This is a genomic window from Cryobacterium sandaracinum (assembly GCF_004403415.1).
In the GTDB taxonomy this organism is placed as follows: domain Bacteria; phylum Actinomycetota; class Actinomycetes; order Actinomycetales; family Microbacteriaceae; genus Cryobacterium; species Cryobacterium sandaracinum.
Window position 1 is genome coordinate 90,038 of sequence record NZ_SOGO01000006.1, and the last position, 23,588, is coordinate 113,625.

Sequence of the window (23,588 nt, forward strand, 5' to 3'; positions counted from 1 at the left end):
CCCAGCACGAGGGAGCCCGCGTCGGGTGCTAGTGTAAAGCCCGGAAATGACATCCTTTAACAGCCGTCCGGTGAGGCGGGGAAGGAGGTCGGGTTGATGGCACGCACCGTGTTGAACCAGGCTGATATCGCTCGAGCGTTGACTCGGATCTCCCACGAGATCCTGGAGTCCAATCGAGGCGCCGAGAACCTTGTGATCCTCGGCATCCCCACTCGCGGGGTCGTTCTGGCCCGGCGCATCGCCGAGACCATCGCGCGCATCGAGCCCACGGCGACGGATGTCCGGGTCGGCTCCCTCGACGTCACCATGTACCGCGATGACCTCGGCCACACCCGCACCCGCACGCCGACCCGCACCCTGGTGCCCGGCAGCGTCGACGGCGTCACGGTGGTGCTCGTCGACGATGTGCTCTACTCGGGCCGCACCATCCGCGCCGCCCTCGACGCACTCGGCGACCACGGGCGGCCGACCGTCGTGCGCCTGGCCGTGCTCGTGGACCGCGGCCACCGCGAACTGCCGATCCGGGCCGACTTCGTGGGCAAGAACCTGCCCAGCTCCACCGCGGAACGCATCAACCTGCACCTGCTCGAGGTCGACGGCGACGAGTTCGTCAGCATCGACGGCGGACCCCTCGAAGGCGCTGACGAGGGGGTCGCGTGATGAGGCACCTCCTCTCGACCAAGGGCATGAGTCGCGACGAGGCGATCCTGCTGCTCGACATCGCCGAGGACATGGCTGATGTCGCCAACCGCGAGGTGAAGAAGCTGCCCACCCTGCGCGGCAAGACCGTGGTCAACCTGTTCTTCGAGGATTCGACGCGGACCCGGATCTCCTTCGAGGCCGCCGCGAAACGGCTGAGCGCGGACGTGATCAACTTCAGTGCCAAGGGCTCGAGCGTGTCGAAGGGCGAAAGCCTCAAGGACACCGCTCAAACCCTCGCCGCGATGGGTGCCGACGGGGTCGTCATCCGCCATCCGGCCTCCGGGGCACCCCACGTGCTGGCCGAAAGCGGCTGGATCGACGCCGGCATCATCAACGCGGGCGACGGCACCCATGAGCATCCGACCCAGGCGCTGCTGGACGCGTTCACCATCCGTCGTCGGCTGCACCAGGGTGCCGCGCGCGGTCGGGGCCTGGACGGCGTCACGGTCACCATCGTCGGTGACATCCTGCACTCCCGGGTGGCCCGCTCGAACCTCTGGCTGCTCACCACGCTCGGCGCGCACGTGAGCCTGATCGCTCCGCCCACCCTGCTGCCGATGGACATGAGCGGTTGGCCGGCCGAGTCGGGCTTCGACCTGGACGCGGCCATCGACGCCGGGCCCGACGTGGTGATGATGCTGCGCATCCAGCAGGAACGCATGGACGCCGCTTTCTTCCCGAACAGCCGCGAGTACTCGCGCCGCTGGGGCCTGGACGATGAGCGCTTCGGCCGTCTGGCCCCGACTACCATTGTGATGCACCCCGGCCCCATGAATCGCGGCTTGGAAATATCTTCAGCGGCGGCCGATTCGGCCGGCTCAACCGTGCGCGAACAGGTCGCAAACGGGGTTTCAGTGAGGATGGCGGCACTGTACCTGCTGTTGTCCGGCGATCGGGAGGATTCATAGATGTCCAGCGACAGCGCGGCCAGCACGCCGTACCTGATTCGAGGTGCGACACTCGCGGACGGCACCCGCGCTGACCTTATCCTCGCCGACGGCAAGATTGTGGAGATCGGTTCCGGGCTTTCTGGTGCCAGCGCAACCGTCGTCGACGCGGCCGGCCTGATCGCTCTGCCCGGCCTGGTCGACCTGCACACGCACCTGCGCGAACCGGGCTTCGAACAGAGTGAAACCATCCTGACCGGCAGTCAGGCCGCGGCCGTGGGCGGCTTCACCAGCGTGTTTGCGATGGCCAACACCTCGCCCGTGCAGGACACCGCCGGCGTCGTCGTCCAGGTTCTCGCCCTCGGTGAGCGCGCCGGCTATGTCACCGTGCAGCCGATCGGCGCCGTCACCGTCGGGCTTGCGGGGGAGCGCCTGGCCGAACTGGGCGCCATGGCCACCAGTCGTGCCCGGGTTCGGGTCTTCTCCGACGACGGCTTCTGCGTCTCCGACCCGCTGTTGATGCGCCGGGCCCTCGAGTACGTGAAGGCGTTCGACGGCGTTGTCGCCCAGCACTCCCAGGAACCGCGCCTGACCGAGAAGGCGCAGATGAACGAGGGGGCACTCTCAAGCGAACTCGGGATGGTCGGCTGGCCCGCGGTCGCCGAGGAGTCGATCATCGCCCGCGATGTGCTGCTCGCCGAGCACGTCGGGTCGCGTCTGCACGTGTGCCACGTGTCGACGGCCGGCTCGGTCGACGTCATCCGCTGGGCCAAGGCCCGCGGCATCCAGGTGACCGCCGAGGCCACCCCGCACCACCTGCTGCTCACCGAGGACCTGGTCGTCGGCTACGACGCCCGGTTCAAAGTCAACCCGCCGCTCCGCCGCCGCGAAGACGTCGAAGCCCTGCGCGCCGGCCTCGCCGACGGCACCATCGACATCGTCGCCACCGACCACGCCCCGCACCCGGTCGAGGCGAAGGACTGCGAGTGGGACGCCGCGGCGAACGGCATGGTCGGCCTCGAATCCGCCCTCTCCGTGGTGCACGCGGCCGTCGTCAACACCGGGCTGCTCGACTGGACGGACATCGCTCGCGTGCTTTCCAGCAGCCCCGCCCGGATCGGCCGGCTCGCCGGCCAGGGCCAGGGTCTGCTCGTCGGGGCTCCCGCCGAGCTCACCCTCTACGATCCCGCCGCGAGCCGCGTCTTCGAGCGCGGCAACCTGGCCGGCAGGAGCGCCAACTCGCCCTACCTGGCGATGACCCTGCCGGGTCGGGTGCTGGCCACATTCCACCGGGGCTACGCCACGGTTCTGGACGGTGCGCTGCAGCCCGCCGACGAGATCGCGGCACTCGAGGAGCGAACCCATGGCTAGGACCATCGCCACCGTCATCACCGTCGCCGTGCTGCTCGGCCTGCTCGGCCTCATGCTGCGCAGCTGGCGGGGCCGCAGCCGCCGGGACGCCGCCCTGCCGGCCGGCTACCCGCTGCCCGTCGACGCGGCACTAGAGCTGGCCTCCGCCGCCGTGTTCTACGTCGCCACGACCCTCCGCGCCCAGCCGCTCGAACGCCTGAACATCCCTGGCCTGGGTTTCCGGGCCCGGGCCCGCCTGACCGTGACCGACGCGGGTCTGATCCTGGCCCTGGCCGGCGAGGAGGCGGTGTTCATCCCTGCCTCGGCCATCGCCGTGCTGGAAGACGCCACCGTGGCAATCGACCGCGCCGTCGAGACCGACGGCCTGCTGCTGCTCGGCTGGCGGCTGCCCGGCGCCGACAGACAGATCGTCGACAGCTATTTCCGAATCCTTGACCCATCCGACCGCGTCAGCGTGAACGACGCCATTCGAACCATTGCGGCCGACGCCCGGCGCCCGGCCGCGCGCGATGAAAGCGAGGCGTAGCGTGAGCAACGCAACGACCCCCGACCGACCGACTCCTGCCGTGCTCGTACTCGAGGACGGCCGCCGCTACGAAGGCCGTTCCTACGGCAGCGTGGGGCAGACCCTCGGCGAGATCGTCTTCGCCACCGGCATGACCGGCTACCAGGAGACCCTCACCGACCCGTCCTACGCCGGGCAGATCGTGCTGATGACGGCGCCGCACATCGGCAACACGGGTGCCAACGACGAGGACATGGAATCCCGCCGCATCTGGGTCTCCGGCTTCGTCGTGCGCGAGCCTGCCCGCATGGCCTCCAACTTCCGGTCCACCCGCAGCCTCGATGACGACCTGACGGGCGGGGGAGTGGTCGGGATCAGCGGTGTCGACACGCGTGCGATCACCCGTCACATCCGCTCGTCCGGGGCCATGAAGAGCGGGATCTTCTCCGGCGACCGTTTCGGCCTCTCCGATGGCGAGCAGCTCGAGCTGGTGCGTGCCGGCGCCGGCATGCGTGGCCGCAACCTGTCCGATGAGGTCTCCACGGTCGAACCGTTCTCGGTGCCCGCGCAGGGCGAGCGCATCGGCTCGGTCGCCGTGCTCGACCTCGGGGTCAAGACCTCCACCCTGGGCCACCTCGCCGCGCGCGGCTTCGAGGTGCTGGTGCTGCCCCAGTCGGTCACCGCCGAGCACGTGCTGTCCCTCACCCCGTCGGCCCTGTTCTTCTCCAACGGCCCCGGCGACCCGGCAGCCTCCGACCTACACGTGAACCTCCTACAGGAGGTGCTGCGAGCCGGTGTGCCCTACTTCGGGATTTGCTTCGGCAACCAGCTGCTCGGCCGCGCCCTCGGCTTCCGCACCTACAAGCTGCCCTTCGGGCACCGGGGAATCAACCAGCCCGTGCTCGACAAGACCACCGGCCGGGTGGAAATCACCTCGCAGAACCACGGGTTCGCCGTGGACATGCCCATCGAGGGAGTGCATGAGTCCCGCACCGGCTTCGGCCGGGTGGAGGTGAGCCACTACAGCCTCAACGACCAGGTGGTCGAGGGCATCCGCTGCCTCGATATCCCCGCTTTCTCGGTGCAGTACCACCCGGAGTCGGCGGCCGGCCCACACGACGCCGAGTACCTTTTCGATCGGTTCAGGGATGTGGTGATCGCGCATCGTGCGGCCACCGGAGCAGGAGACGCCAAGTAATGCCCAAGCGCGACGACATCAACAGCGTTCTCGTCATCGGATCGGGTCCGATCGTGATCGGCCAGGCCTGCGAGTTCGACTATTCCGGAACTCAGGCCTGCCGGGTGCTGCGGGCCGAGGGGGTCAGGGTCATCCTGGTCAACTCCAACCCGGCCACGATCATGACCGACCCCGACTTCGCCGACGCCACCTACATCGAGCCGATCACCCCGGAGATCCTCGAGACGATCATCGCCAAGGAACGCCCCGACGCGATTCTGCCGACCCTCGGCGGGCAGACAGCGCTGAACGCCGCCATCCAGCTTCACGAGCGCGGCATCCTGGCCAGGTACGACGTCGAACTCATCGGTGCCTCCTTCGACGCCATCCAGAAGGGTGAGGACCGCCAGATCTTCAAGCAACTGGTGCTGGACACGGGCGCCGGCGTCGCCCGGTCCTACATCGCCCACACGGTCGAGGAGGCCGTCGGCTTCGCCGAGGACCTCGGCTACCCGCTCGTCGTGCGCCCCTCCTTCACCATGGGCGGCCTCGGCTCCGGCTTCGCCTACACCGAGCCGGAACTGCGCCGCATCGTCGGCGACGGGCTGCACCAGAGCCCCACCAGCGAGGTCCTGCTCGAGGAATCCATCCTCGGCTGGAAGGAATTCGAGCTCGAGATGATGCGCGACACGGCCGACAACACGGTCGTCGTGTGCTCGATCGAGAACGTCGACCCGGTCGGCGTACACACCGGCGACTCGATCACCGTCGCCCCGGCGCTGACCCTGACCGACCGTGAGTACCAGAAGTTGCGCGACATCAGCATCGACATCATCCGCGCCGTGGGAGTGGACACCGGCGGCTGCAACATCCAGTTCGCGATCAACCCGGCCGACGGTCGCATCATCGTGATCGAGATGAACCCGCGCGTGTCCCGCTCCTCCGCCCTGGCGAGCAAGGCGACGGGCTTCCCGATCGCCAAAATCGCCGCGAAGCTCGCGCTCGGCTACCGGCTCGACGAGGTCCCGAACGACATCACCGGTGTCACCCCGGCCAGCTTCGAACCCACCCTCGACTACGTCGTGGTCAAGGTGCCCCGGTTCGCGTTCGAGAAGTTTCCCGCCGCCGACCAGCGCCTGACCACCACCATGAAGTCCGTGGGCGAGGCGATGGCCATCGGCCGCAGTTACGCCTCCGCGCTGCAGAAGGCGCTCCGCTCGCTCGAGAAGCGCGGTTCGTCGTTCCACTGGGGAGCCGAGACCCGCACGGTCGACGAGTTGCTCACGGTCGCCGAAGTACCCACCGACGGCCGGATCGTCACCGTGCAGCAGGCGCTCCGCAAGGGTGCCACCACCGAGCAGGTTTTCGACGCCACCAAGATCGACCCGTGGTTCATCGACCAGATCGTGCTGATCAACGAGATCGCGGACGAGATCGCCGCCGCCGAGCGCCTCGACACAGACATCCTCCGCACCGCCAAAGACCACGGCTTCTCCGACGCCCAGATCGGCGAGCTTCGCGGCTTCGGCGAAGCGGATGTGCGCACGGTGCGCCACATCCTCGGCGTGCGCCCGGTCTTCAAGACCGTCGACACGTGCGCGGGGGAGTTCCCCGCACTCACGCCGTACCACTACTCCAGCTACGACCAGGAGACCGAGGTCGTGCCCAGTGACCGCAAAAAGGTCGTCATCATCGGCTCCGGCCCGAACCGCATCGGCCAGGGCGTCGAGTTCGACTACTCCTGCGTGCACGCCTCGTTTGCCCTCTCCGAGGCTGGCTACGAGACCATCATGATCAACTGCAACCCGGAGACGGTCTCGACCGACTACGACACCTCCGACCGGCTCTACTTCGAGCCGCTCACCCTCGAGGACGTGCTCGAGGTCATTCACGCAGAAAGCCAGAGCGGCGAGCTCGTCGGCGTGGTCGTGCAGCTGGGAGGCCAGACCGCGCTCGGCCTCGCCAAGGGCCTCGAGGCCGAGGGCATCCCGATACTCGGCACCACCCCGGAGGCCATCGACCTGGCCGAGGAGCGCGGACTTTTCTCCGGCATCCTCGACCAGGCCGGCCTGCTCGCCCCCCGCAACGGCGTCGCCACCGACTACGCCGGCGCTGTGGTCGTTGCCGAGGAGATCGGCTATCCCGTGCTCGTGCGCCCGAGCTACGTGCTCGGCGGCCGCGGCATGGAGATCGTCTACGACTCCGCAGCGTTGGCCGACTACTTCAACCGGATGGCCGGACAGGGCATCATCGGCCCGTCGCATCCGCTGCTCGTGGACCGGTTTCTCGACGACGCCATCGAGATCGACGTGGACGCCATCTACGACGGCACCGAGCTCTACATCGGCGGCGTGATGGAGCATATCGAGGAGGCCGGGATCCACTCCGGCGACTCGAGCTGCACCCTGCCTCCGGTCACCCTCGGCCGTGCGGAGATCGACCGCGTGCGCGAGGCGACGCTGGGCATCGCCCGCGGCATCGGCGTGCGCGGCCTGCTCAACGTGCAGTTCGCGATCGGCGCCGGCGTGCTCTACGTGCTCGAAGCGAACCCGCGCGCCTCGCGTACGGTACCGTTCGTGGCCAAGGCCCTTGGCATCACCTTGGCCAAGGCCGCCGCGCTGATCATGGTCGGCAAGACCATCGCCGAACTCAAGGCCGCGGGCAAGCTACCTCTGATCGACGGCTCGCGGGTGCCGATGGATGCTCCGGTCGCCGTGAAGGAAGCCGTGCTGCCGTTCAACCGGTTCCGCACGCCCGAGGGTCTCGTCGTGGACTCCGTGCTCGGCCCGGAGATGCGCTCAACCGGTGAGGTCATGGGCATCGACCGCGACTTCCCGCGGGCCTTCGCCAAGAGCCAGCTCGCCGCCTACGGCGGAATCCCGCTCACCGGCACCGTGTTCGTGTCGGTCTCCGACCGGGACAAGCGCGCGATCATCCTGCCCATGCTGCGCCTCCAGCAGCTCGGCTACTCGATCACCGCCACGGAGGGGACCGCCGAAGTTCTGCAACGCAACGGCATCCGCGCCGCCATCGTCACCAAGTTCAGTGAGAAGGCCGACGAGGCGGACGTGTCGATCGTGGAACTGATCCGCCGCGAAGAGGTGCAGATCGTCATCAACACCCCCGGCGGTCGCACCGCCCGAGCCGACGGCTACGAGATCCGCGCGGCCGCGGTCGCCGCGGACCTGCCGCTGTTCACCACCATCGCCGAGTTGAGCGCCGCAGTGGCCTCGATCGACGCGATTCGCGGCGGCTTCGAGGTGACCTCGCTGCAGGACTACGCCCTCACCCGGACGGCGGCCCTGTGAGCCGCGCGCACGAACAGGACGGGTCGACCGCAGCGGTCGGCCCGGCCGCACCGGCCGCCTTCGGCGACCGGCTGGGTGATGTCTTCTCGGTCCGGGGACAAGTCTGCGTCGGCATCGACCCGCACACCTGGCTCCTGACCGACTGGGGTCTGCCGGACACGGCCGCCGGGGCGGAGTCTTTCGGCCGCCAGGTCGTGGCCGCCGCTGCCGGCCAGGTCGGCCTGGTGAAGCCCCAGGTGGCCTTCTACGAGCGTTTCGGCTCCGCCGGGTACCTCGCCCTGGAACGGGTGCTGGCGGATGCCCGCGCCGCCGGACTGCTCACGATCGCGGACGTCAAGCGCGGCGACCTCGGTACCAGCGTGGAGGCGTACGGCCAGGCCTGGCTGAGCGAGGAGTCCCCCCTGGAGGTCGACGCCATCACCGTGAACGCGTATATGGGCGTCGGGTCGCTGGAACCGGTGTTCCGCCTTGCAGCCCAGACCGGCAAGGGGATCTTCGTGCTGGCTGCCACCTCGAACCCCGAGGCGGCGGCGCTTCAGCGGGCCGTGATCGCCGAGGGGAATCAGACCGGCCAAAGCGTCGCCCAATCCGTCTTCGGCGCCGTGACCGAGCGGAATGCCAGGTCCGGGGCTTCCTCGCTCGGCTCGGTCGGGGTGGTGCTCGGCGCCACACTGGACCTGGCCACGTTCGGACTGGACCTCTCCGTGGCGCCCGCCCGCGGTCTCACCCCCATCCTCGCTCCCGGCTTCGGCCACCAGGGCGCGCAGGTCGCCGATCTGAAGAACTTGTACGGGGGGTACGCGGAAGGCGTTATCGTGAGTGAATCGCGCAGCGTTCTAGAGGTCGGCCCCGACCGAATCAAACAAGCGATTGCGCGCCGAGTAGTTGAAGCAGGAGCTGCCCGTGGCTGAGAATCGCCCCACCCCACCCGACGTCGATCGGGTTGCCGCCTCGCGCGCCGCCGTGGCGGCTCGCCGCGCACGCGCCGCAGTTAAAAGCCAGATTGCGCAGGGAAAACGTAGCGCGCTCGACGTGTTGTCCGCCGCGACCGAGAGCCCGGACGGCGTCGAAGGGCGCCTGCGGGTGACCGAGTTCCTGATCAGCATTCCGGCGATCGGCGTCACCAAGATGCACCGAATCATGGGGAGGCTCGAGATCTCGCCGTCGAAGCGATTGGGGGGGCTGGGCAAGCACCAACGCGATCGGTTGCGAGATTTTCTCACCACGCGCACCGTCGCGAGGCGCGGCGATTCCTCCGCGAAGCTTGTCGTGCTGGCCGGTCCCACCGCGGTCGGCAAGGGAACCGTCGCGGCGCACATCCGTCAGCATCACCCGGGCGTGCACCTGTCGGTGTCGGCCACGACCCGGGCACCTCGCCCAGGCGAGACCGCGGGCGTGAGCTACTTCTTCGTCGACGACGCCGAATTCGACCGGATGGTCGCGGCCGGCGACCTGCTCGAGTGGGCGACCGTGCACAACGCGCACCGCTACGGCACCCCGCGGGGTCCAGTCACGGAGGCCTTGAACGAGGGTCACAGCGTGCTCCTCGAGATCGACATCCAAGGAGCCCGGGCCGTTCGCCGGGCCATGCCGGAGGCCAGACTGGTCTTCCTGCTTCCGCCGAGCTGGGACGAACTGGTGCGCCGGCTGATTGGCCGGGACACCGAGGCGCCCGCCGAACAGGCCCGCCGGCTCGAGACGGCCAAACTCGAATTGGCCGCCCAGGGGGAGTTCGATTATCGGGTCGTAAACCACGACGTGGGCGAAGCGGCGCGCGAGGTCGTAGACTTGATGAATCTGCGTACGGCGCCGTTGCTGCCGTAGCGCCCGTTTTCCGTGATTCTGCGCGTCCCGCAGCACAAACCGCTCTGAAGGAGTGACACCAATGGCTACCAAGCTCACTGGCATCATTGACCCGCCCATCGACGACCTGCTCACCAAGGCCGACTCCAAGTACGCCCTCGTGGTCTTCGCCTCCAAGCGCGCGCGTCAGATCAACGACTACTATGCGGACCTGCACGAAGGCAGCCTGTTCGACAATGTCGGCCCGCTCGTCGACTCGACCGTCGACGACAAACCGCTGTCCGTCGCCCTCCGCGAGATCAACGAAGACAAGCTCACCTCCCGCCCCATCGCCGAGTAACGCACCCACAAGCGCGCAGGATGTCGTCAGGTCGCACGATCGTCGTCGGGATAACCGGCGGCATTGCTGCCTACAAGGCCGTGAACGTCGTGCGCGCTTTCGTGTTGCGGGGGGACTGCGTGCACGTCGTGGCGACGCCGGCGGCGCTGCGATTCGTCGGCAAGGCCACCCTCGAGGCTATCTCCCGCAACCCCGTGCACACGGATCTCTATGAGGGCGTCGCCGAGGTGCGGCACGTGGCCATCGGCCAATCCGCCGACCTGATCGTCGTGGCCCCGGCCACCGCGAACACCATCGCGAAGCTCGCCACCGGCCTCGCCGACGACCTGCTCGGCAACACCATCCTGGCCAGCACCGCCCCGCTCGTGATCGCCCCGGCGATGCACACGGAGATGTGGAACAACGCGGCCACGGTCGCCAATGTGGCCACCCTCCGCGCCCGCGGCGTCATCGTCGTCGGGCCTGGGGTCGGCCAGCTCACCGGCGCCGACGCCGGATCCGGCCGGATGGAAGAGCCCGACACCATCGTCGCCGCGGCCCTCGCCGCCCTTGCCTTGGCCGACCGCACCGATGGGCCAGGGGCCGACCTGGTCGGCAAGCACGTCGTGATCACCGCTGGCGGCACTCGCGAGCCCCTCGACCCCGTGCGCTTCCTCGGCAACCGTTCCAGCGGTAAGCAGGGGGTCGCCCTGGCGCAGGCCGCCCTGGCTCGGGGTGCGTCCGTGACCCTGATCGCCGCGAATCTCGAGGTTGCCGCACCAACAGCGGTGGAACTGCGGCTCGTGGGCACCGCGCTCGAGCTCGAGGCGGCCGTCACGGATGCCGCCGCCGGGGCCGACGCCGTGATCATGGCGGCCGCGGTCGCCGACTACCGGCCGGTGCAGGTGAGCGCCGGCAAGATCAAGAAAGACGAGACCGGCGACACCCTGCTGCTCGAACTGACCCGTAACCCCGATATCCTCGCCGGGCTCGCCCGGACGAAGCGCACGGGCCAGGTACTGATCGGGTTCGCCGCGGAGACGGAGCCGGATCCGGTTCGCCTGCTTGTACTCGGCCGCGAGAAAATGGCGCGCAAGGGCTGCGACTTCCTGGTGGTCAACCGCGTGGGCTGGGCGGAGGGTTTCGCCTCGGACCGTAACGCGATCACGGTGCTCGATCACGACGGAGATATAGTGTGTGAGGTCTCCGGAACCAAAATGTCGGTGGCCGGGCGCATCCTTGACCTGATCGGCTGAGACCGCTCGGGCATCCGGTCACCTGGATTGCCGTCGCCGGCAAGGGCAGGGTCTCCGGCGCTTCCCGACCGGCACGGCCGGGTGCCCGGTCGGCTCGGCCCGGTCTCAGCGGAGAATTTTTCACGTTCATTTCTTCTACACGTTGTTCTGCAACAGAGACGGGCAAGATGCGCGATCTACGCCTTTTCACTTCGGAGTCGGTAACCGAAGGTCACCCCGACAAGATCTGCGATCAGATCTCCGACAGCATTCTGGATGCGCTCCTGACGGAAGACCCGCACAGCCGGGTCGCCGTCGAGACCCTCGTCACCACCGGGCTCGTTCACGTCGCCGGCGAGGTCAGCACCGAGGCCTACGTCGAGATCCCCTCAATCGTGCGCAAGTGCATCACCGATATCGGCTACGACTCTTCGGACGTCTGGTTCGACGGCCGCTCCTGCGGCGTGGAGATCTCCATCGGCGGCCAGTCGCCCGACATCGCGCAGGGCGTGGACAACGCCTTCGAGCGTCGGGAAGAGTCCAGTGTCGAGGACTTCGACCGCCAGGGCGCCGGCGACCAGGGCATCATGTTCGGATACGCCACCCGGGAGACCCCCCAGCTGATGCCGATCCCGATCTGGATCGCACACCGCCTCGCCGAACGCCTCGCCGAGGTGCGCAAGTCCGGCGAACTCGGCTACCTCCGGCCCGACGGCAAGACCCAGGTCACCATCGGCTACGACGGCATCACGCCGCGCTCGGTCGAGACCGTCGTGCTGTCGACCCAGCACTCGCCGAAGGTGTCCAACGAGCAGCTGCGTGCGGAGGTCGAGGAACTTGTCATCCGCCCGGTGCTCGACCGCGTGGAACTGGACTCGTCTGAACTGAATACGCTGATCAACCCGACCGGGCGGTTCGAGATCGGCGGCCCTCAGGGCGACGCCGGCCTCACCGGGCGCAAGATCATCATCGACACCTACGGCGGTTCCAGCCGGCACGGCGGGGGCGCGTTCAGCGGCAAGGACCCGTCGAAGGTCGACCGCTCCGCAGCGTACGCGATGCGCTGGGTGGCCAAGAACGCCGTGGCCGCCGGGCTGGCCGACCGTCTCGAGATTCAGGTGGCCTACGCCATCGGCAAGGCCTCGCCCGTCGGACTTTACGTGGAGACCTTCGGCACCGGGGTGATGGCCGACCGGGACATCACCGCGGCGATCCGCGCGGTCTTCGACCTGCGCCCGGCCGCGATCATCCATTCCCTTGACCTGCTGCGCCCGATCTACGCGCAGACCGCCGTCTACGGCCACTTCGGCCGCGAGCTTCCCGACTTCACCTGGGAGCGCCTCGACCGGGTCGACGAGCTGAGAAGCGCTGCCGGACTGTGACCGGGCAGGCGCGGCGCCGATGACCCGCTCCGGCCTCGTGGCCCGGGTGCTCATCGACTCGCCGCTGCCGCAGCTCGACCACCTGTTCGATTACAGCATTCCCGATGAGCTCGCCGGCATCGCCCGGCCCGGCGTGCGCGTGCGGGTGCCGCTGCGCTCGGCCGGTCGCGTCGCCGACGGATACCTGATCGAGGTGCTGGGTGCGGCCGAGGGGCGCGGTGCGGTCGGACCGGCCGCAGGCCCGGAGGCGCTGCCGGGTCTCGAGGCTGGCACCGAATTCCGGGGCGCGCTCAGCCCGATCGAGAGCGTGGTCTCCGCCGCCCAGGTGCTCACCCCCGAGGTCTGGGAGCTCGCCCGTCGGGTCGCCGACCGGGCCTCGGGGAACGCGAGCGACATCATCCGTCTCGCCGTGCCCCCGCGCCAGGTCCGGGTGGAGAAAACCTGGCTGGCGGCGCGAACAGCGGATGCTTCCGCCCCGGCCGACGGGACGGCCGGTGTTGCCACCGTGGCCGAGCCTGGCGATGTGGCCGACCCCGCCACCCCCGCCGGACCGGCCTGTGCCGATTACCCGGCCGGCACCCTCGACACGGCCGTCGCCACGGGGGCGCGCCTCTGCGTGGCCGCGGTGCCCGAGCTGCAACGGCTGCCGGACGGGCAGACCATCGGGAAGTGGGCGATCACCCTGGCCGAGCTCGCGGTGGCCGGCCTGGCCGCCGGGCGGAGCGCCATCCTCATCGTGCCGGACTACCGCGACCAGGACCAGCTTCAGGCCGCCCTCGACCTGCTGGCCCCGGCCGACTCGGTCAGCCGCGTCGATGCACGCCAGCCCAACCCGGAACGCTATCGGGCCTTCCTGGCCGCCCTTGCCCCGGAACCCCGGATCGTGCTCGGCAATCGGTCGGCCGTCTACGCGCCGGCCCACGACCTCGGTCTGATCGCGCTCTTCGACGACGGCGACCCGCTGCACGGCGAACCGCTCAGCCCCTACGCGCACTCCCGCGACGCCGCGCTCGTGCGCCAGGGCCAGTCCGGCTGCGCCCTCGTCTTCCTCGGCCATACCCGCACCGTCGAGGTGCAGCGCCTGGTCGAGCTGGGCTGGCTCACTGCGGTGCACCCCGCGCAGAACCGGCATCCGCGGATCATCCCTACCGACTTCCAGTCCGAGCCCGACCAGCAGGCCCGCGCCGCGCGCATCCCGACGGCCGCGTGGCGGGCCGCCAAGGAGGCGCTGGCCCACGGCCCCGTGCTGGTGCAGGTGGCCAGCCCCGGCTACGCCCCGATGCTCGCCTGCCAGAGTTGCAAGAAGGCCGCCCGCTGCACCACCTGTCAGGGGCCGCTCGCTTTGGCCTCCAAGGACTCCACCCCGTCGTGTCGCTGGTGCGGGGCGCTGGCCGCCAACTGGAGCTGCACGCACTGCGAGGGGCGCGCCCTGCGGGTCGTCACCCTCGGCACCGGGCGAACCGCCGAAGAACTCGGCCGGGCGTTCCCCGGCGCGCGCATTGTCGTCGCCGACGGCGACCATCCGCTGCAGCACCTCGGCGACGCCCCGGCCCTGGTGATCGCCACCCGCGGCGCCGAGCCCATCCCGACGGGTGGGTACCGAGCCATCCTGCTGCTCGACGGCGAACGGATGCTCGCCCGGGAATCCCTGCGGGTCGGGGAGGACTGCCTGCGCTGGTGGTCCAACGCCGCATCCCTGGCGGCCCCGGGTGCCGCTGTGGTCCTGGTCGGCGTGGGCGGGCTCGTCGCCCGGGCGCTCAACTCCTGGCAGCCCGAGATGCTCGCCGCGTCGGAACTGGCCGATCGCCGCCAACTGCGATTCCCGCCCGCGGTGCGTGCTGCATCCGTCACCGGCACCGACGCCGACGTCGCCCTGGCCCTGGCAGAGCTGGCCGGGATGGACGGCGTCGATGTACTCGGCCCGGTCACCACGGAGGACCCCCTGGTGCGTGCGATCGTGCGGCTGCCCTACGCCAGCGGTGACGCCGTGGCCCGTGCGCTCAAGGCCGCGGTCGTGCGCAATGCCGCCCGCCGCCGGCGCCCGAAGGGGGCGGCCTTCCGCCCCGCGCCTACACTCAAAGTACGATTCGACGACCCGGAGCTGCTCTAAATGAAACTCGTCTTCGCCGGCACGCCGCAGGCGGCCGTGCCCAGCCTGAGCGCCCTGGCTCAGTCCCACCACGACCTCGCGGCCGTGATCACCCGGGCGGATGCCCCGTTCGGCCGCAAACGCGTGCTCACCCCCTCGCCGCTCGCGCGAGCCGCCGTCGAGAACGGGCTGCACGTGATCAAGGCCAATCGCCTCGACGAGGCCGCGACCGTGGAGATCGCCGCACTGCGACCCGACCTCGGCGTCATCGTCGCCTACGGCGGGCTCGTGCGTGAACCGCTCCTGTCGGTGCCCCGGCTCGGCTGGATCAACCTGCACTTCTCCCTGCTCCCGCGCTGGCGCGGTGCCGCTCCCGTGCAGCGCGCACTCATGGCTGGCGACGAGCAGACCGGTGCCGCCGTATTCCAGCTGGTTCCGGAACTCGACGCGGGCGCCGTGTTCGCGCAACTGACGCGGGCGATCGTCGAGGACGACACCGCGGGCAGCCTGTTGCGGGCGCTCAGCGACAGCGGCGCACGCCTGCTGCTGCAGGTGATCGACGCCCTCGAAGCCGGCGGCGTCCAGGCGACCCCGCAGTCCGGTCCGGTCACCCTGGCCCCCAAGCTGACTCTTGCGGATGCCCGTATCGACTGGTCCGAACCGGCCGTCTCGGTGCGCAACCGGGTGCGCGGGGTCACCCCGGAGCCGGGCGCGTTCACGGTGCTCGGCGACGCCCGCCTCAAACTCCAGGGCGTTGCCCTGACCCAGGGATCCGAGCCGCAACCGGCCGGCCTGATCCGTGAGATCGACAAGAAAGTGCTGATTGGAACGGGGACCGAGCCGCTCGAGCTGGTCACCGTGCAACCGGCCGGAAAGACACAGATGAAGGCAATCGACTGGTGGCGCGGAGTGAATTGGACGGAGGTTGTCGCCTCATGAGCGACGACCGTCGCCAGGGGCGAAAGAACGACGTCCGTGCTCAGGGCGGCCGCGGCCTGGAGCGCCCGCAGACCGACTTCGTGCAGCCGGCCCGGCGGGTGGCCTACGAGGTCATCGCCGCCGTGCGGGAATCAGACGCCTACGCGAACCTGCTGCTGCCCAGCCGCATCAAGCGGGCGGCGCTCAGCACCGCGGATGCCGCATTGGCCACCGAGCTGACCTACGGCACCCTGCGTATGCAGGGCTTCTACGACCGGGTGATCGCCGACGCGGCCGGTCGGCCCGTCACCGCGATCGACCCGGCCATCCTGGACGTGCTACGTCTCGGTGCGCACCAGTTGCTCGCCACCCGGGTGGCCACCCACGCCGCCGTGAACGAGTCCGTCGAACTCGCCCGTCAGGTGGGCTCCCGCGCCACCACCGGTTTCACCAACGGGGTGCTGCGCACCATCTCCCGCTCCAGCGCCGACGAGTGGCGCGAACGCGTGCTCACCGAAGCCACCAGTGATGATGACCGCCTTGCCGCGGAGCACTCACACCCGATCTGGGTGGTGCGGGCGTTCCGGCAGTCGCTGCGCCTCGAGGGCCGAGAGACCGAGCTCGAGGAGCTGCTGTCGGCCGACAATGCCGCGCCCAAGGTGAACATGGTCATTCTGCCCGGCCTCAGCAACACCGAAGACACCGACGGTCTCGGCCTTGCCAACGACTTCTCGCCCATCGGTTTTGTGCTGGCCGGCGGCGACCCCGTGCACCTGATGCAGGACAGCGGCGGACGCCTTCGAGTGCAGGACGAGGGATCCCAGTTGGCGGCCCTCACGCTCAGTCGGGCCCGCCCGGTGGCGCCGGGGGAGCGTTGGCTCGACCTGTGCGCGGGCCCCGGCGGCAAGGCCTCCCTGCTTGCCTCCGAGGCGCTGGCCGGCGGGGCCAGCCTCGTCGCCAACGAGCTCGTCCCGGCCCGGGCCGCCCTCGTGCGTAAGGCGCTGGCCGCCGTGCCCGGAGAGGTGCCTGTCTGGGAGGAGGACGGCACCCGGTTCGGAGACGATCATCCGAAGGAGTTCGACCGGATCCTGCTGGATGCTCCCTGCACCGGGCTCGGCGCGCTACGTCGGCGCCCGGAGGCCCGCTGGCGCAAGCAGCCTAAGGACGTCGCCGAGCTCTCCGATCTGCAGTCCGGGCTGATCCACGCGGCCCTTGGCGCGCTCAAGCCGGGCGGGGTGCTGGCCTACGTCACCTGCTCACCGCACATCGCGGAGACCCGCGGGATCGTGGCTACCGCGCTCAAGAGATGGGAGGGCCGTGTGCGCACTCTCGACACGGCATCCGTGCTGCAGGGGCTGAGCAGCTCCGAGCTCGACCTGCCCGGCGACGGGGGCAGCGTGCAACTGTGGCCGCATCGGCACGGCACTGACGCTATGTTCATCACCCTGCTCGAGCGCACGGAGTAGCCCGCGCACCCGGACCCCGCGCACCCGGACCCCGCGCACCCGGACCCGGCGCATTCGGTCCCGGCGCATTCGGGCCCCGGCCTCGACCCAATCTGACGGAGATTCTGGCTCCCCTGGTTCTTCCGTGAGCATGGCCCGGCCGAGCCCGCGCGTGTGGCTAAGGCAGGACATCCGTCCCGCGCGTTCACCGGTGCCGCGAATCAGTGCGGCACCGAAGTAGATATCCAACCCGGCCGGTGGGATCTCCTGAGTTGACCACGACACTCACGAATGCGCAGCGGTTCTTGCGCGGGCGGGGCGAGTGTCCGGCCCGCCCGACGGCAACCGGTGGATGCGTCGTTCCTGCGGCTGCGGCTCTGCCTCGGCCAGCCAGCCGGCATGCGGGCGGGCCGGCGTCGCCCCGGCCGCGCCCGTGCGTCGCGTGGCCAACTCAGGACATCCGTCGTCCGGGCTGCCCAGCCGCCGCGGACCAGTACGGGACCAGTTCGAATGCCGGTGTAGCCGGACGGATCTCCTGCGTAAGCCACAACGCGCGCCGGATCTGCGGCAGGGCTTGTGAGGTCCAGGCACTCGCATCCTTCTCCGTCGCAGCCCGAACGAATTCGACGGAGATTCTGGTTGAAAACTACTTTTTTTAAAGGTTCTGGGCCCATTTCGGCAAAATCTCCGTCGAATTCGTTCGGGACGGGATCGCTCCAGGGCCTTGGACTCGACCGGCAGGGGACTTTCGAGCCGCCGGGGCTCGCCGCAGTAGGGTGAAAGCATGGTCACCCGGATTAACCCCAGCATCCTCGCCGCCGACTTCGCCAATCTCGAACGGGACCTGGGGCGCATCCGCACCGCCGACCTGGTGCACGTCGACATCATGGACAACCATTTTGTACCGAATCTGACGTTCGGACCGCCCGTCGTCGACCGCCTCGCCCAGGTCTCCCCGCTGCCCTTCGACCTGCACCTGATGATCGAGAACCCGGAGCGTTGGGCGCTCGGCTACGCCGAAGCCGGCGCGTTCTCGGTCACCTTCCACGCGGAGGCCACGACCAACCCGGTCGGCCTGGCCCGCAAGCTGCGCTCGATCGGCGCCCGGGCCGGCATCGCCCTCAAGCCCGGCACGGCCATCGAGCCCTACCTCGAGCTTCTGCCCGAATTCGACCAGGTGCTCGTGATGACCGTCGAACCCGGCTTCGGGGGGCAGAGCTTCATGCCCTCCACCATGCGCAAGCTCAGCACCCTGTCGGAGGCCGTGAAGAAGTCCGGCCTGGACGTCTGGCTGCAGGTCGACGGCGGCATCACCGAGGACACCATCGTCATCGCCGCCGAGGCCGGGGCGAACACGTTCGTCGCCGGCTCCAGCGTGTTCAACGCCGCGGACCCGGCGAAGCAGATCGCCCTGTTGCGCGCCGCCGCGACCGAACACCAGCACGCGCACTAGTACCCTAGTCAGGTGAAGACTTTTGACGACCTGTTCGCTGAACTGAGCGACAAGGCACGGACCCGCCCGGACGGTTCGGGGACCGTGCGCGAACTCGACGCCGGCGTACATGCCATCGGCAAGAAGATCGTCGAAGAAGCCGCCGAGGTCTGGATGGCCGCCGAGTTCCAGAGCGACGACGAAACCGCCGCCGAGATGAGCCAGCTGCTTTACCACGTACAGGTGATGATGCTGGCGAAGGGGCTGACCCCCGCCGACCTGTACCGCCATCTGTGACGCGTCATCAGAGAGACTCCACCCGGTTGACCCCGTGAGACCTGTTCGCCAGAACCTGAAGACGCAGAGAGTGCCCAAATGCTGAGAATTGCCGTGCCCAATAAGGGCTCGTTGTCCGAAACCGCCGCGCAGATGCTGTTCGAGGCCGGCTACACCGGCCGCCGCGACCCGCGCGACCTCGTCGTCGCCGACCCCCGCAACGACGTGGAGTTCTTCTACTTGCGTCCCCGCGACATCGCCACCTATGTGGGCTCCGGAGCCCTCGACGTGGGAATCACCGGGCGCGACCTGCTGCTCGACTCGGGCTCCACCGCCCAGGAGATCGCCAGCCTCGACTTCGGCGACTCCACCTTCCGCTTCGCCGGCCCCGCAGGCCGCTTCACCGACCTGGCCGACCTGTCCGGCCATCGCGTCGCCACCAGCTACCCCGGACTGGTCGAGGCCTTCCTCGCCGAGCACGACGTCAGCGTGACACTGGTCACCCTCGACGGCGCGGTCGAGTCAGCCGTTCAGCTCGGCGTGGCGGATGCCGTCGCCGACGTCGTCTCCACCGGCTCCACTCTGCGCAAGGCCGGCCTCGAGATCTTCGGCCCGGTCATCCTGCAGTCCACGGCCGTGCTGATCAGCTCCGAGAACGACAAGCCCGGCATCGCGACCCTCCTGCGCCGCTTGCAGGGCGTGCTCGTGGCCCGCCAGTACGTGCTGATGGACTACGACATCCCGCAGACGCTCCTCGACGACGCCTGCCTGCTGGCGCCCGGCATCGAGTCGCCCACCGTATCGTCCCTGCACGACCCGGAATGGGTTGCCGTGCGTGTGATGATCCCGCGCCTGAACACGAACCATGTCATGGACGCCCTCTACGAGCTCGGGGCGCGCGCCATCCTGATCAGCTCCATTCACAACGCCCGCTTGTAACGGGCTGACCGGCGGTACCCAGATGCGGCGACACACAATGGAGGCACAATCGTGAGTCTTTCGGTGCGGGTCATACCCTGCCTCGACGTGGCCGACGGCCGCGTGGTCAAGGGCGTGAACTTCCAGAATCTGCGAGACGCGGGCGATCCGGTCGAACTCGCCCGCCGGTATTACGAGCAGGGAGCCGACGAACTCACCTTCCTCGATGTGACCGCCACGGTGGACAACCGTGCCACCACCTATGACGTCGTGCGCGCCACCGCAGAGCAGGTCTTCATCCCGCTTACGGTGGGCGGCGGCATCCGCACGGTCGAGGACGTGTCCCGGCTGCAGGCCAGTGGTGCCGACAAGGTCGGAGTCAACAGCGCCGCCATCAAGCGGCCCGCCCTGATCGGCGAGATCGCCGACCGGTTCGGCTCCCAGGTGCTCGTGCTCTCGCTTGATGTGAAGCGCAGCGGGCGCACCGAGTCCGGCTTCGTCGTCACCACCCACGGTGGCCGCACCGAAACCGACCTGGACGCTCTCGCCTGGGCGCAGACGGCCATCGGGCTGGGGGTCGGCGAGCTGCTCGTCAACTCCATCGATGCCGACGGCACGAAGGCGGGCTTCGACGTCGAACTCATCACGCTGATGCGCGCCCTGAGCACCGTTCCGGTGATCGCCTCCGGCGGCGCCGGCCGGGTCGAGGATTTTCCCCCGGCCATCGCGGCGGGGGCGGATGCCGTGCTCGCGGCATCCGTGTTCCACAGCGGCCAGCTGACCGTCGGCGACATCAAGGCGGAGCTCCGGCACGCCGGAATGCCCGTGCGCTGATGATGCTGTGCCTTACCCGACCCGAAACGGCTCCGTAAATGACCGATGTACTCTCCACCCTCGACGACGCCCTGGCCAGGGCCGTCTTCAACTCCGACGGCCTGCTGCCGGCGGTGATCCAGCAGTGGGACACCGGTGAGGTGCTCATGCTCGGCTGGATGAACCGGGAAGCGCTGCGCCGCACGCTCACCGAGGGGCGCGTGACGTTTTGGTCGCGCAGTCGCCAGGAATTCTGGCGCAAGGGCGACATCTCCGGCCACGGCCAGTATGTGAAGTCCGCCGCGCTCGACTGTGACGCGGACACCCTCCTGGTGCAGGCGGACCAGGTCGGAGCAGCCTGCCACACCGGCTCCCGCACCTGTTTCGACGGGCGCGGCATCGAGGTCGTGACCGGCGCCCGCCCCGCGGCACCCGACGTGGCAGCAGACCGGGCAACCACCCAAAAACCGAAGGACTGACCATGGCACCGAACAGCTCCGGCCCAGCCCCGACGACCACCGCCGGGCAGTTCGCGCTCCAGATCGACGACCACCGGGTGTTCCCCGTGGTGCGCGAACTCTTCGCCGACGGCGAAACCCCGGTGGGCATCTACCGCAAGCTCGCTGCCGGCCAGCCCGGTAGCTTTCTCCTCGAGTCCGCCGAGCAGGGCGGCATTTGGTCGCGGTTCTCGTTCGTGGGCGTGTCCTCGTTCGGCGTGCTCACCCAGCAGGGCGACGAGACCCGCTGGCTCGACTATGGCCTCTCGGCTGAGCGCGCCCTCGGCGACGCCACCGGCCTCGGCCCGCTGGCGGCTCTCGCGGCCCTCCACGAACGCTGGGAAACCCCGCGGATGCCCGGCCACCCACCCCTGACCGGCGGCCTCGTCGGATTCATCGGCTGGGAGGCGATCCGCCAGATCGAGCGCCTGCCGAATCGCCCGCCGGCGGACTACGACGTGCCGGGCCAGGCCTTCAGCTTCGTGGCCGACCTCGTCGTGATCGACCACAAATTCGGCACCGTGCAGCTCATTGCCAACGTTCTCAACGACGGCCACGACGAACCGGATGCCCTCTGGGCCGCCGCCCAGGACCGGCTCGACGCCCTGCAGTCTCGCCTGGCCGAGCCCTCCGAGACCTGGCTCGCAGAGGTCGACCTCGCCACGCCCGCCTCCCCGACGAACCGCACCCGACGTGAGGACTTCCTCGCCGCTGTCGACGTCGCCAAGGAGCACATCGTCGACGGTGACGTGTTCCAGGTGGTCGTCTCCCAGCGGTTCGACCAGGAGTGCACGGCGGACCCCATCGACGTCTACCGGGTGCTGCGCAGCCTCAACCCGTCGCCCTACATGTACCTGCTGAGCCTGGAATCGCCGGAGAAGGAGACTTACTGGATCGTGGGCTCCTCCCCGGAGGCCTTGGTGAAGGTGCAGAACGAACGCGTGTTCACGCATCCGATCGCGGGCTCGAAGCCGCGCGGCACGACCCCGGAGGCCGACGCCGACTTCGAAGCCGAGCTCGCGGGTGACGCCAAGGAACGCGCCGAGCATCTGATGCTCGTGGACCTGGCCCGCAACGACCTGCTCAAGGTGTGTGCACCCGGCTCGGTCGAGGTGACCGAGTTCATGCGCATCGAGCGGTTCAGCCACATCATGCACCTCGTCTCCTCGGTGGAGGGGAACCTGCTGCCGGGCCGGTCCGCGATCGACGTCTTCCGCGCCACGTTCCCGGCCGGCACTCTCTCCGGGGCCCCGAAACCGCGCGCCCTCGAGATCATCGACGCGCTCGAGCCCGCGCAGCGCGGCGTGTACGGGGGGGTGGTCGGCTACTTCGGGTTCGCCGGGGACGCGGACCTGGCCATCGCCATTCGGACCGCAACGATCATGAATGGCGTCGCCCGCGTGCAGGCCGGCGGCGGCCTCGTCGCGGACTCCGACCCGGCGTCGGAATACCAGGAGTCGCAGAACAAGGCCGCGGCGCCCCTTCGCGCAGTCGCGGTCGCGAACGCCATGAAGCGGGTGCGCTAGGTGGCATCCGCACGGCGCCTCAAGCTCGGGCACATCCTCGTGATGCTGGCGGCCAGCGGTCTGGCCCTGCTGGCCTGGACCCAGGTCTGGGTGAACGTCATCGTGGAGCAGTCCGGCTCGGCTGTGCACAGCCTCGAGGTGTCCGGCTCCACGGCCGCCCCCGGGGTGACAGCCCTTGCCCTCGCCGGACTGGCCCTCGCCGGTGCCCTGAGCATCGCCGGTCCCGGCATCCGGGTGGTCCTCGGCCTGCTTCAGGTTTTGCTCGGCTTCTCCGTGTGCCTTTCGGCTATTTTGGCCGTCACCGATCCGGCGGCGGCCAGTGCCGGCGCGGTCACCGATGCCACCGGAATCTCCGGCGCAGACTCGGTCGTCGACGCCGTCGCCTCAGCGGCCGTGACCCCGTGGCCGTTCATCGCGCTGCTCGCCGGCGTGGTCATGGGCGGCGCCGGGGTCGGGGTGCTCGTCACGTCCCGGCGTTGGCCCGGACCGACGTCCCGCTACCAGGCCGTGCGATTCGAAGCGGCCGAGTCGGCCGAGTCGGCCGAGGCGACGGATGCCGGCGATTCCGACGCCGCGGACGTTTCCGCACCCGAACGTGACGCCATCGACGACTGGGACGGGCTGAGCCGCGGCGAAGACCCCACCACCCCGCAGTGAATCGAGACCTGATTCCCGGTTTCACCTGGTGCGCTGGGGAGGCCGGGGAACCGTGGGGCCGCTAGACTTGACTTGTCCGTCAGCGCACAAGAGGAGAATCATGAGCTTTGAATCGGTAGACCCAGGTGAAGGCCATTCGATCGCGGCCTGGACCGCCGTCACCATCATGCTTCTCGCCGTCGCGATCGGCACCGTTGCCTTCTTTCTGGTGATCCCTTGGCTCGTCTGGGCATCCGTCGGCCTGCTGGTGGTTGGCCTGCTGGTCGGCCGGATCCTCGCCAAAATCGGTTACGGCGTAGCCGATACGGCTCACCTGGGCCACTAGTCG

The 23,588-nt window shown here is 69.2% G+C and carries 22 protein-coding genes; all 22 read left to right on the forward strand.

Features of this window, described 5'->3' with window-relative positions; all coding sequences use genetic code 11:
- Positions 1-93 precede the first annotated feature (93 nt).
- The 22 genes from pyrR to E3T25_RS00715 all read left to right on the forward strand — a co-directional run bounded on the left by pyrR (position 94) and on the right by E3T25_RS00715 (position 23,585).
- Positions 94-660, forward strand: coding sequence for a bifunctional pyr operon transcriptional regulator/uracil phosphoribosyltransferase PyrR (pyrR, locus tag E3T25_RS00610; protein ID WP_134371539.1), 567 nt, complete (start codon positions 94-96; stop codon positions 658-660).
- Positions 660-1,610 (forward strand): aspartate carbamoyltransferase catalytic subunit, encoded by a 951-nt coding sequence (locus E3T25_RS00615; protein WP_104171013.1) that lies wholly within the window; start codon positions 660-662, stop codon positions 1,608-1,610. Before pyrR ends, E3T25_RS00615 begins: the two co-directional genes overlap by 1 nt.
- Positions 1,611-2,960, forward strand: a complete 1,350-nt coding sequence (locus E3T25_RS00620) for a dihydroorotase (RefSeq protein ID WP_134371541.1) — start codon at positions 1,611-1,613, stop codon at positions 2,958-2,960.
- Positions 2,953-3,486: a PH-like domain-containing protein gene (locus E3T25_RS00625; RefSeq protein WP_104194880.1), complete on the forward strand. Its 534-nt coding sequence runs from the start codon at positions 2,953-2,955 to the stop codon at positions 3,484-3,486. The genes E3T25_RS00620 and E3T25_RS00625 overlap by 8 nt, the downstream gene beginning before the upstream one ends.
- Positions 3,470-4,663 (forward strand): glutamine-hydrolyzing carbamoyl-phosphate synthase small subunit, encoded by a 1,194-nt coding sequence (gene carA, locus E3T25_RS00630; protein WP_174843028.1) that lies wholly within the window; start codon positions 3,470-3,472, stop codon positions 4,661-4,663. Before E3T25_RS00625 ends, carA begins: the two co-directional genes overlap by 17 nt.
- Positions 4,663-7,950 (forward strand): carbamoyl-phosphate synthase large subunit, encoded by a 3,288-nt coding sequence (gene carB / locus E3T25_RS00635; RefSeq protein ID WP_134371543.1) that lies wholly within the window; start codon positions 4,663-4,665, stop codon positions 7,948-7,950. The genes carA and carB overlap by 1 nt, the downstream gene beginning before the upstream one ends.
- Positions 7,947-8,861 carry an orotidine-5'-phosphate decarboxylase gene (pyrF, locus tag E3T25_RS00640; protein ID WP_174720170.1) on the forward strand — a complete coding sequence of 305 codons (915 nt, stop codon included), beginning with the start codon at positions 7,947-7,949 and terminating at the stop codon, positions 8,859-8,861. Before carB ends, pyrF begins: the two co-directional genes overlap by 4 nt.
- A complete protein-coding gene (gene gmk / locus E3T25_RS00645; RefSeq protein WP_134342458.1) occupies positions 8,854-9,774 on the forward strand; it encodes a guanylate kinase in 921 nt (306 codons plus the stop codon). Before pyrF ends, gmk begins: the two co-directional genes overlap by 8 nt.
- 61 nt (positions 9,775-9,835) lie before the next feature.
- The gene (gene rpoZ / locus E3T25_RS00650; RefSeq protein ID WP_104100518.1) at positions 9,836-10,093 is read left to right on the forward strand and encodes a DNA-directed RNA polymerase subunit omega; all 258 of its coding nucleotides are present in this window, start codon (positions 9,836-9,838) and stop codon (positions 10,091-10,093) included.
- 20 nt (positions 10,094-10,113) lie between these two features.
- Complete coding sequence (gene coaBC / locus E3T25_RS00655; RefSeq protein WP_134371545.1) at positions 10,114-11,328, forward strand: bifunctional phosphopantothenoylcysteine decarboxylase/phosphopantothenate--cysteine ligase CoaBC; 1,215 nt, start codon at positions 10,114-10,116, stop codon at positions 11,326-11,328.
- 167 nt (positions 11,329-11,495) lie between these two features.
- Positions 11,496-12,689: a methionine adenosyltransferase gene (gene metK, locus E3T25_RS00660; protein WP_134371547.1), complete on the forward strand. Its 1,194-nt coding sequence runs from the start codon at positions 11,496-11,498 to the stop codon at positions 12,687-12,689.
- 19 nt (positions 12,690-12,708) lie between these two features.
- Complete coding sequence (locus E3T25_RS00665) at positions 12,709-14,799, forward strand: primosomal protein N' family DNA-binding protein (RefSeq protein ID WP_134371549.1); 2,091 nt, start codon at positions 12,709-12,711, stop codon at positions 14,797-14,799.
- Positions 14,800-15,717, forward strand: a complete 918-nt coding sequence (gene fmt / locus E3T25_RS00670; RefSeq protein WP_134371551.1) for a methionyl-tRNA formyltransferase — start codon at positions 14,800-14,802, stop codon at positions 15,715-15,717.
- Positions 15,714-17,162 (forward strand): RsmB/NOP family class I SAM-dependent RNA methyltransferase, encoded by a 1,449-nt coding sequence (locus E3T25_RS00675; protein ID WP_134371553.1) that lies wholly within the window; start codon positions 15,714-15,716, stop codon positions 17,160-17,162. The genes fmt and E3T25_RS00675 overlap by 4 nt, the downstream gene beginning before the upstream one ends.
- A 763-nt stretch (positions 17,163-17,925) precedes the next feature.
- Positions 17,926-18,594, forward strand: coding sequence for a ribulose-phosphate 3-epimerase (gene rpe / locus E3T25_RS00680; protein WP_134371555.1), 669 nt, complete (start codon positions 17,926-17,928; stop codon positions 18,592-18,594).
- A gap of 12 nt (positions 18,595-18,606) precedes the next feature.
- The gene (locus tag E3T25_RS00685; RefSeq protein ID WP_104100525.1) at positions 18,607-18,870 is read left to right on the forward strand and encodes a phosphoribosyl-ATP diphosphatase; all 264 of its coding nucleotides are present in this window, start codon (positions 18,607-18,609) and stop codon (positions 18,868-18,870) included.
- Between the two features lie 78 nt (positions 18,871-18,948).
- Positions 18,949-19,788, forward strand: a complete 840-nt coding sequence (gene hisG, locus E3T25_RS00690; RefSeq protein WP_104194874.1) for an ATP phosphoribosyltransferase — start codon at positions 18,949-18,951, stop codon at positions 19,786-19,788.
- Between the two features lie 51 nt (positions 19,789-19,839).
- On the forward strand, positions 19,840-20,601 hold the full coding sequence (gene hisF / locus E3T25_RS00695) for an imidazole glycerol phosphate synthase subunit HisF (RefSeq protein WP_134342454.1): 762 nt from the start codon (positions 19,840-19,842) through the stop codon (positions 20,599-20,601).
- Between the two features lie 38 nt (positions 20,602-20,639).
- The gene (hisI, locus tag E3T25_RS00700) at positions 20,640-21,059 is read left to right on the forward strand and encodes a phosphoribosyl-AMP cyclohydrolase (RefSeq protein ID WP_104171001.1); all 420 of its coding nucleotides are present in this window, start codon (positions 20,640-20,642) and stop codon (positions 21,057-21,059) included.
- A 2-nt stretch (positions 21,060-21,061) separates the two neighbouring features.
- Entirely contained in the window at positions 21,062-22,603 is a 1,542-nt protein-coding gene (locus E3T25_RS00705; RefSeq protein ID WP_134342453.1) for an anthranilate synthase component I, read from the forward strand.
- Positions 22,604-23,260 (forward strand): Trp biosynthesis-associated membrane protein, encoded by a 657-nt coding sequence (locus E3T25_RS00710; RefSeq protein ID WP_241976773.1) that lies wholly within the window; start codon positions 22,604-22,606, stop codon positions 23,258-23,260.
- 100 nt (positions 23,261-23,360) lie between these two features.
- Complete coding sequence (locus E3T25_RS00715) at positions 23,361-23,585, forward strand: DUF6704 family protein (RefSeq protein WP_104100531.1); 225 nt, start codon at positions 23,361-23,363, stop codon at positions 23,583-23,585.
- The last annotated feature ends 3 nt before the right edge of the window (positions 23,586-23,588 follow it).

Excerpts from the sequence above, each read along its gene's own strand:
- E3T25_RS00615 (WP_104171013.1), top strand. The coding sequence starts at position 660 with ATGAGGCACCTCCTCTCGACCAAGGGCATGAGTCGCGACGAGGCGATC.
- E3T25_RS00620 (WP_134371541.1), top strand. The coding sequence starts at position 1,611 with ATGTCCAGCGACAGCGCGGCCAGCACGCCGTACCTGATTCGAGGTGCG.
- E3T25_RS00625 (WP_104194880.1), top strand. The coding sequence starts at position 2,953 with ATGGCTAGGACCATCGCCACCGTCATCACCGTCGCCGTGCTGCTCGGC.
- carA (WP_174843028.1), top strand. The coding sequence starts at position 3,470 with ATGAAAGCGAGGCGTAGCGTGAGCAACGCAACGACCCCCGACCGACCG.
- carB (WP_134371543.1), top strand. The coding sequence starts at position 4,663 with ATGCCCAAGCGCGACGACATCAACAGCGTTCTCGTCATCGGATCGGGT.
- rpoZ (WP_104100518.1), top strand. The coding sequence starts at position 9,836 with ATGGCTACCAAGCTCACTGGCATCATTGACCCGCCCATCGACGACCTG.
- coaBC (WP_134371545.1), top strand. The coding sequence starts at position 10,114 with ATGTCGTCAGGTCGCACGATCGTCGTCGGGATAACCGGCGGCATTGCT.
- metK (WP_134371547.1), top strand. The coding sequence starts at position 11,496 with ATGCGCGATCTACGCCTTTTCACTTCGGAGTCGGTAACCGAAGGTCAC.
- E3T25_RS00665 (WP_134371549.1), top strand. The coding sequence starts at position 12,709 with ATGACCCGCTCCGGCCTCGTGGCCCGGGTGCTCATCGACTCGCCGCTG.
- fmt (WP_134371551.1), top strand. The coding sequence starts at position 14,800 with ATGAAACTCGTCTTCGCCGGCACGCCGCAGGCGGCCGTGCCCAGCCTG.
- E3T25_RS00675 (WP_134371553.1), top strand. The coding sequence starts at position 15,714 with ATGAGCGACGACCGTCGCCAGGGGCGAAAGAACGACGTCCGTGCTCAG.
- rpe (WP_134371555.1), top strand. The coding sequence starts at position 17,926 with ATGGTCACCCGGATTAACCCCAGCATCCTCGCCGCCGACTTCGCCAAT.
- hisG (WP_104194874.1), top strand. The coding sequence starts at position 18,949 with ATGCTGAGAATTGCCGTGCCCAATAAGGGCTCGTTGTCCGAAACCGCC.
- hisI (WP_104171001.1), top strand. The coding sequence starts at position 20,640 with ATGACCGATGTACTCTCCACCCTCGACGACGCCCTGGCCAGGGCCGTC.
- E3T25_RS00705 (WP_134342453.1), top strand. The coding sequence starts at position 21,062 with ATGGCACCGAACAGCTCCGGCCCAGCCCCGACGACCACCGCCGGGCAG.
- E3T25_RS00715 (WP_104100531.1), top strand. The coding sequence starts at position 23,361 with ATGAGCTTTGAATCGGTAGACCCAGGTGAAGGCCATTCGATCGCGGCC.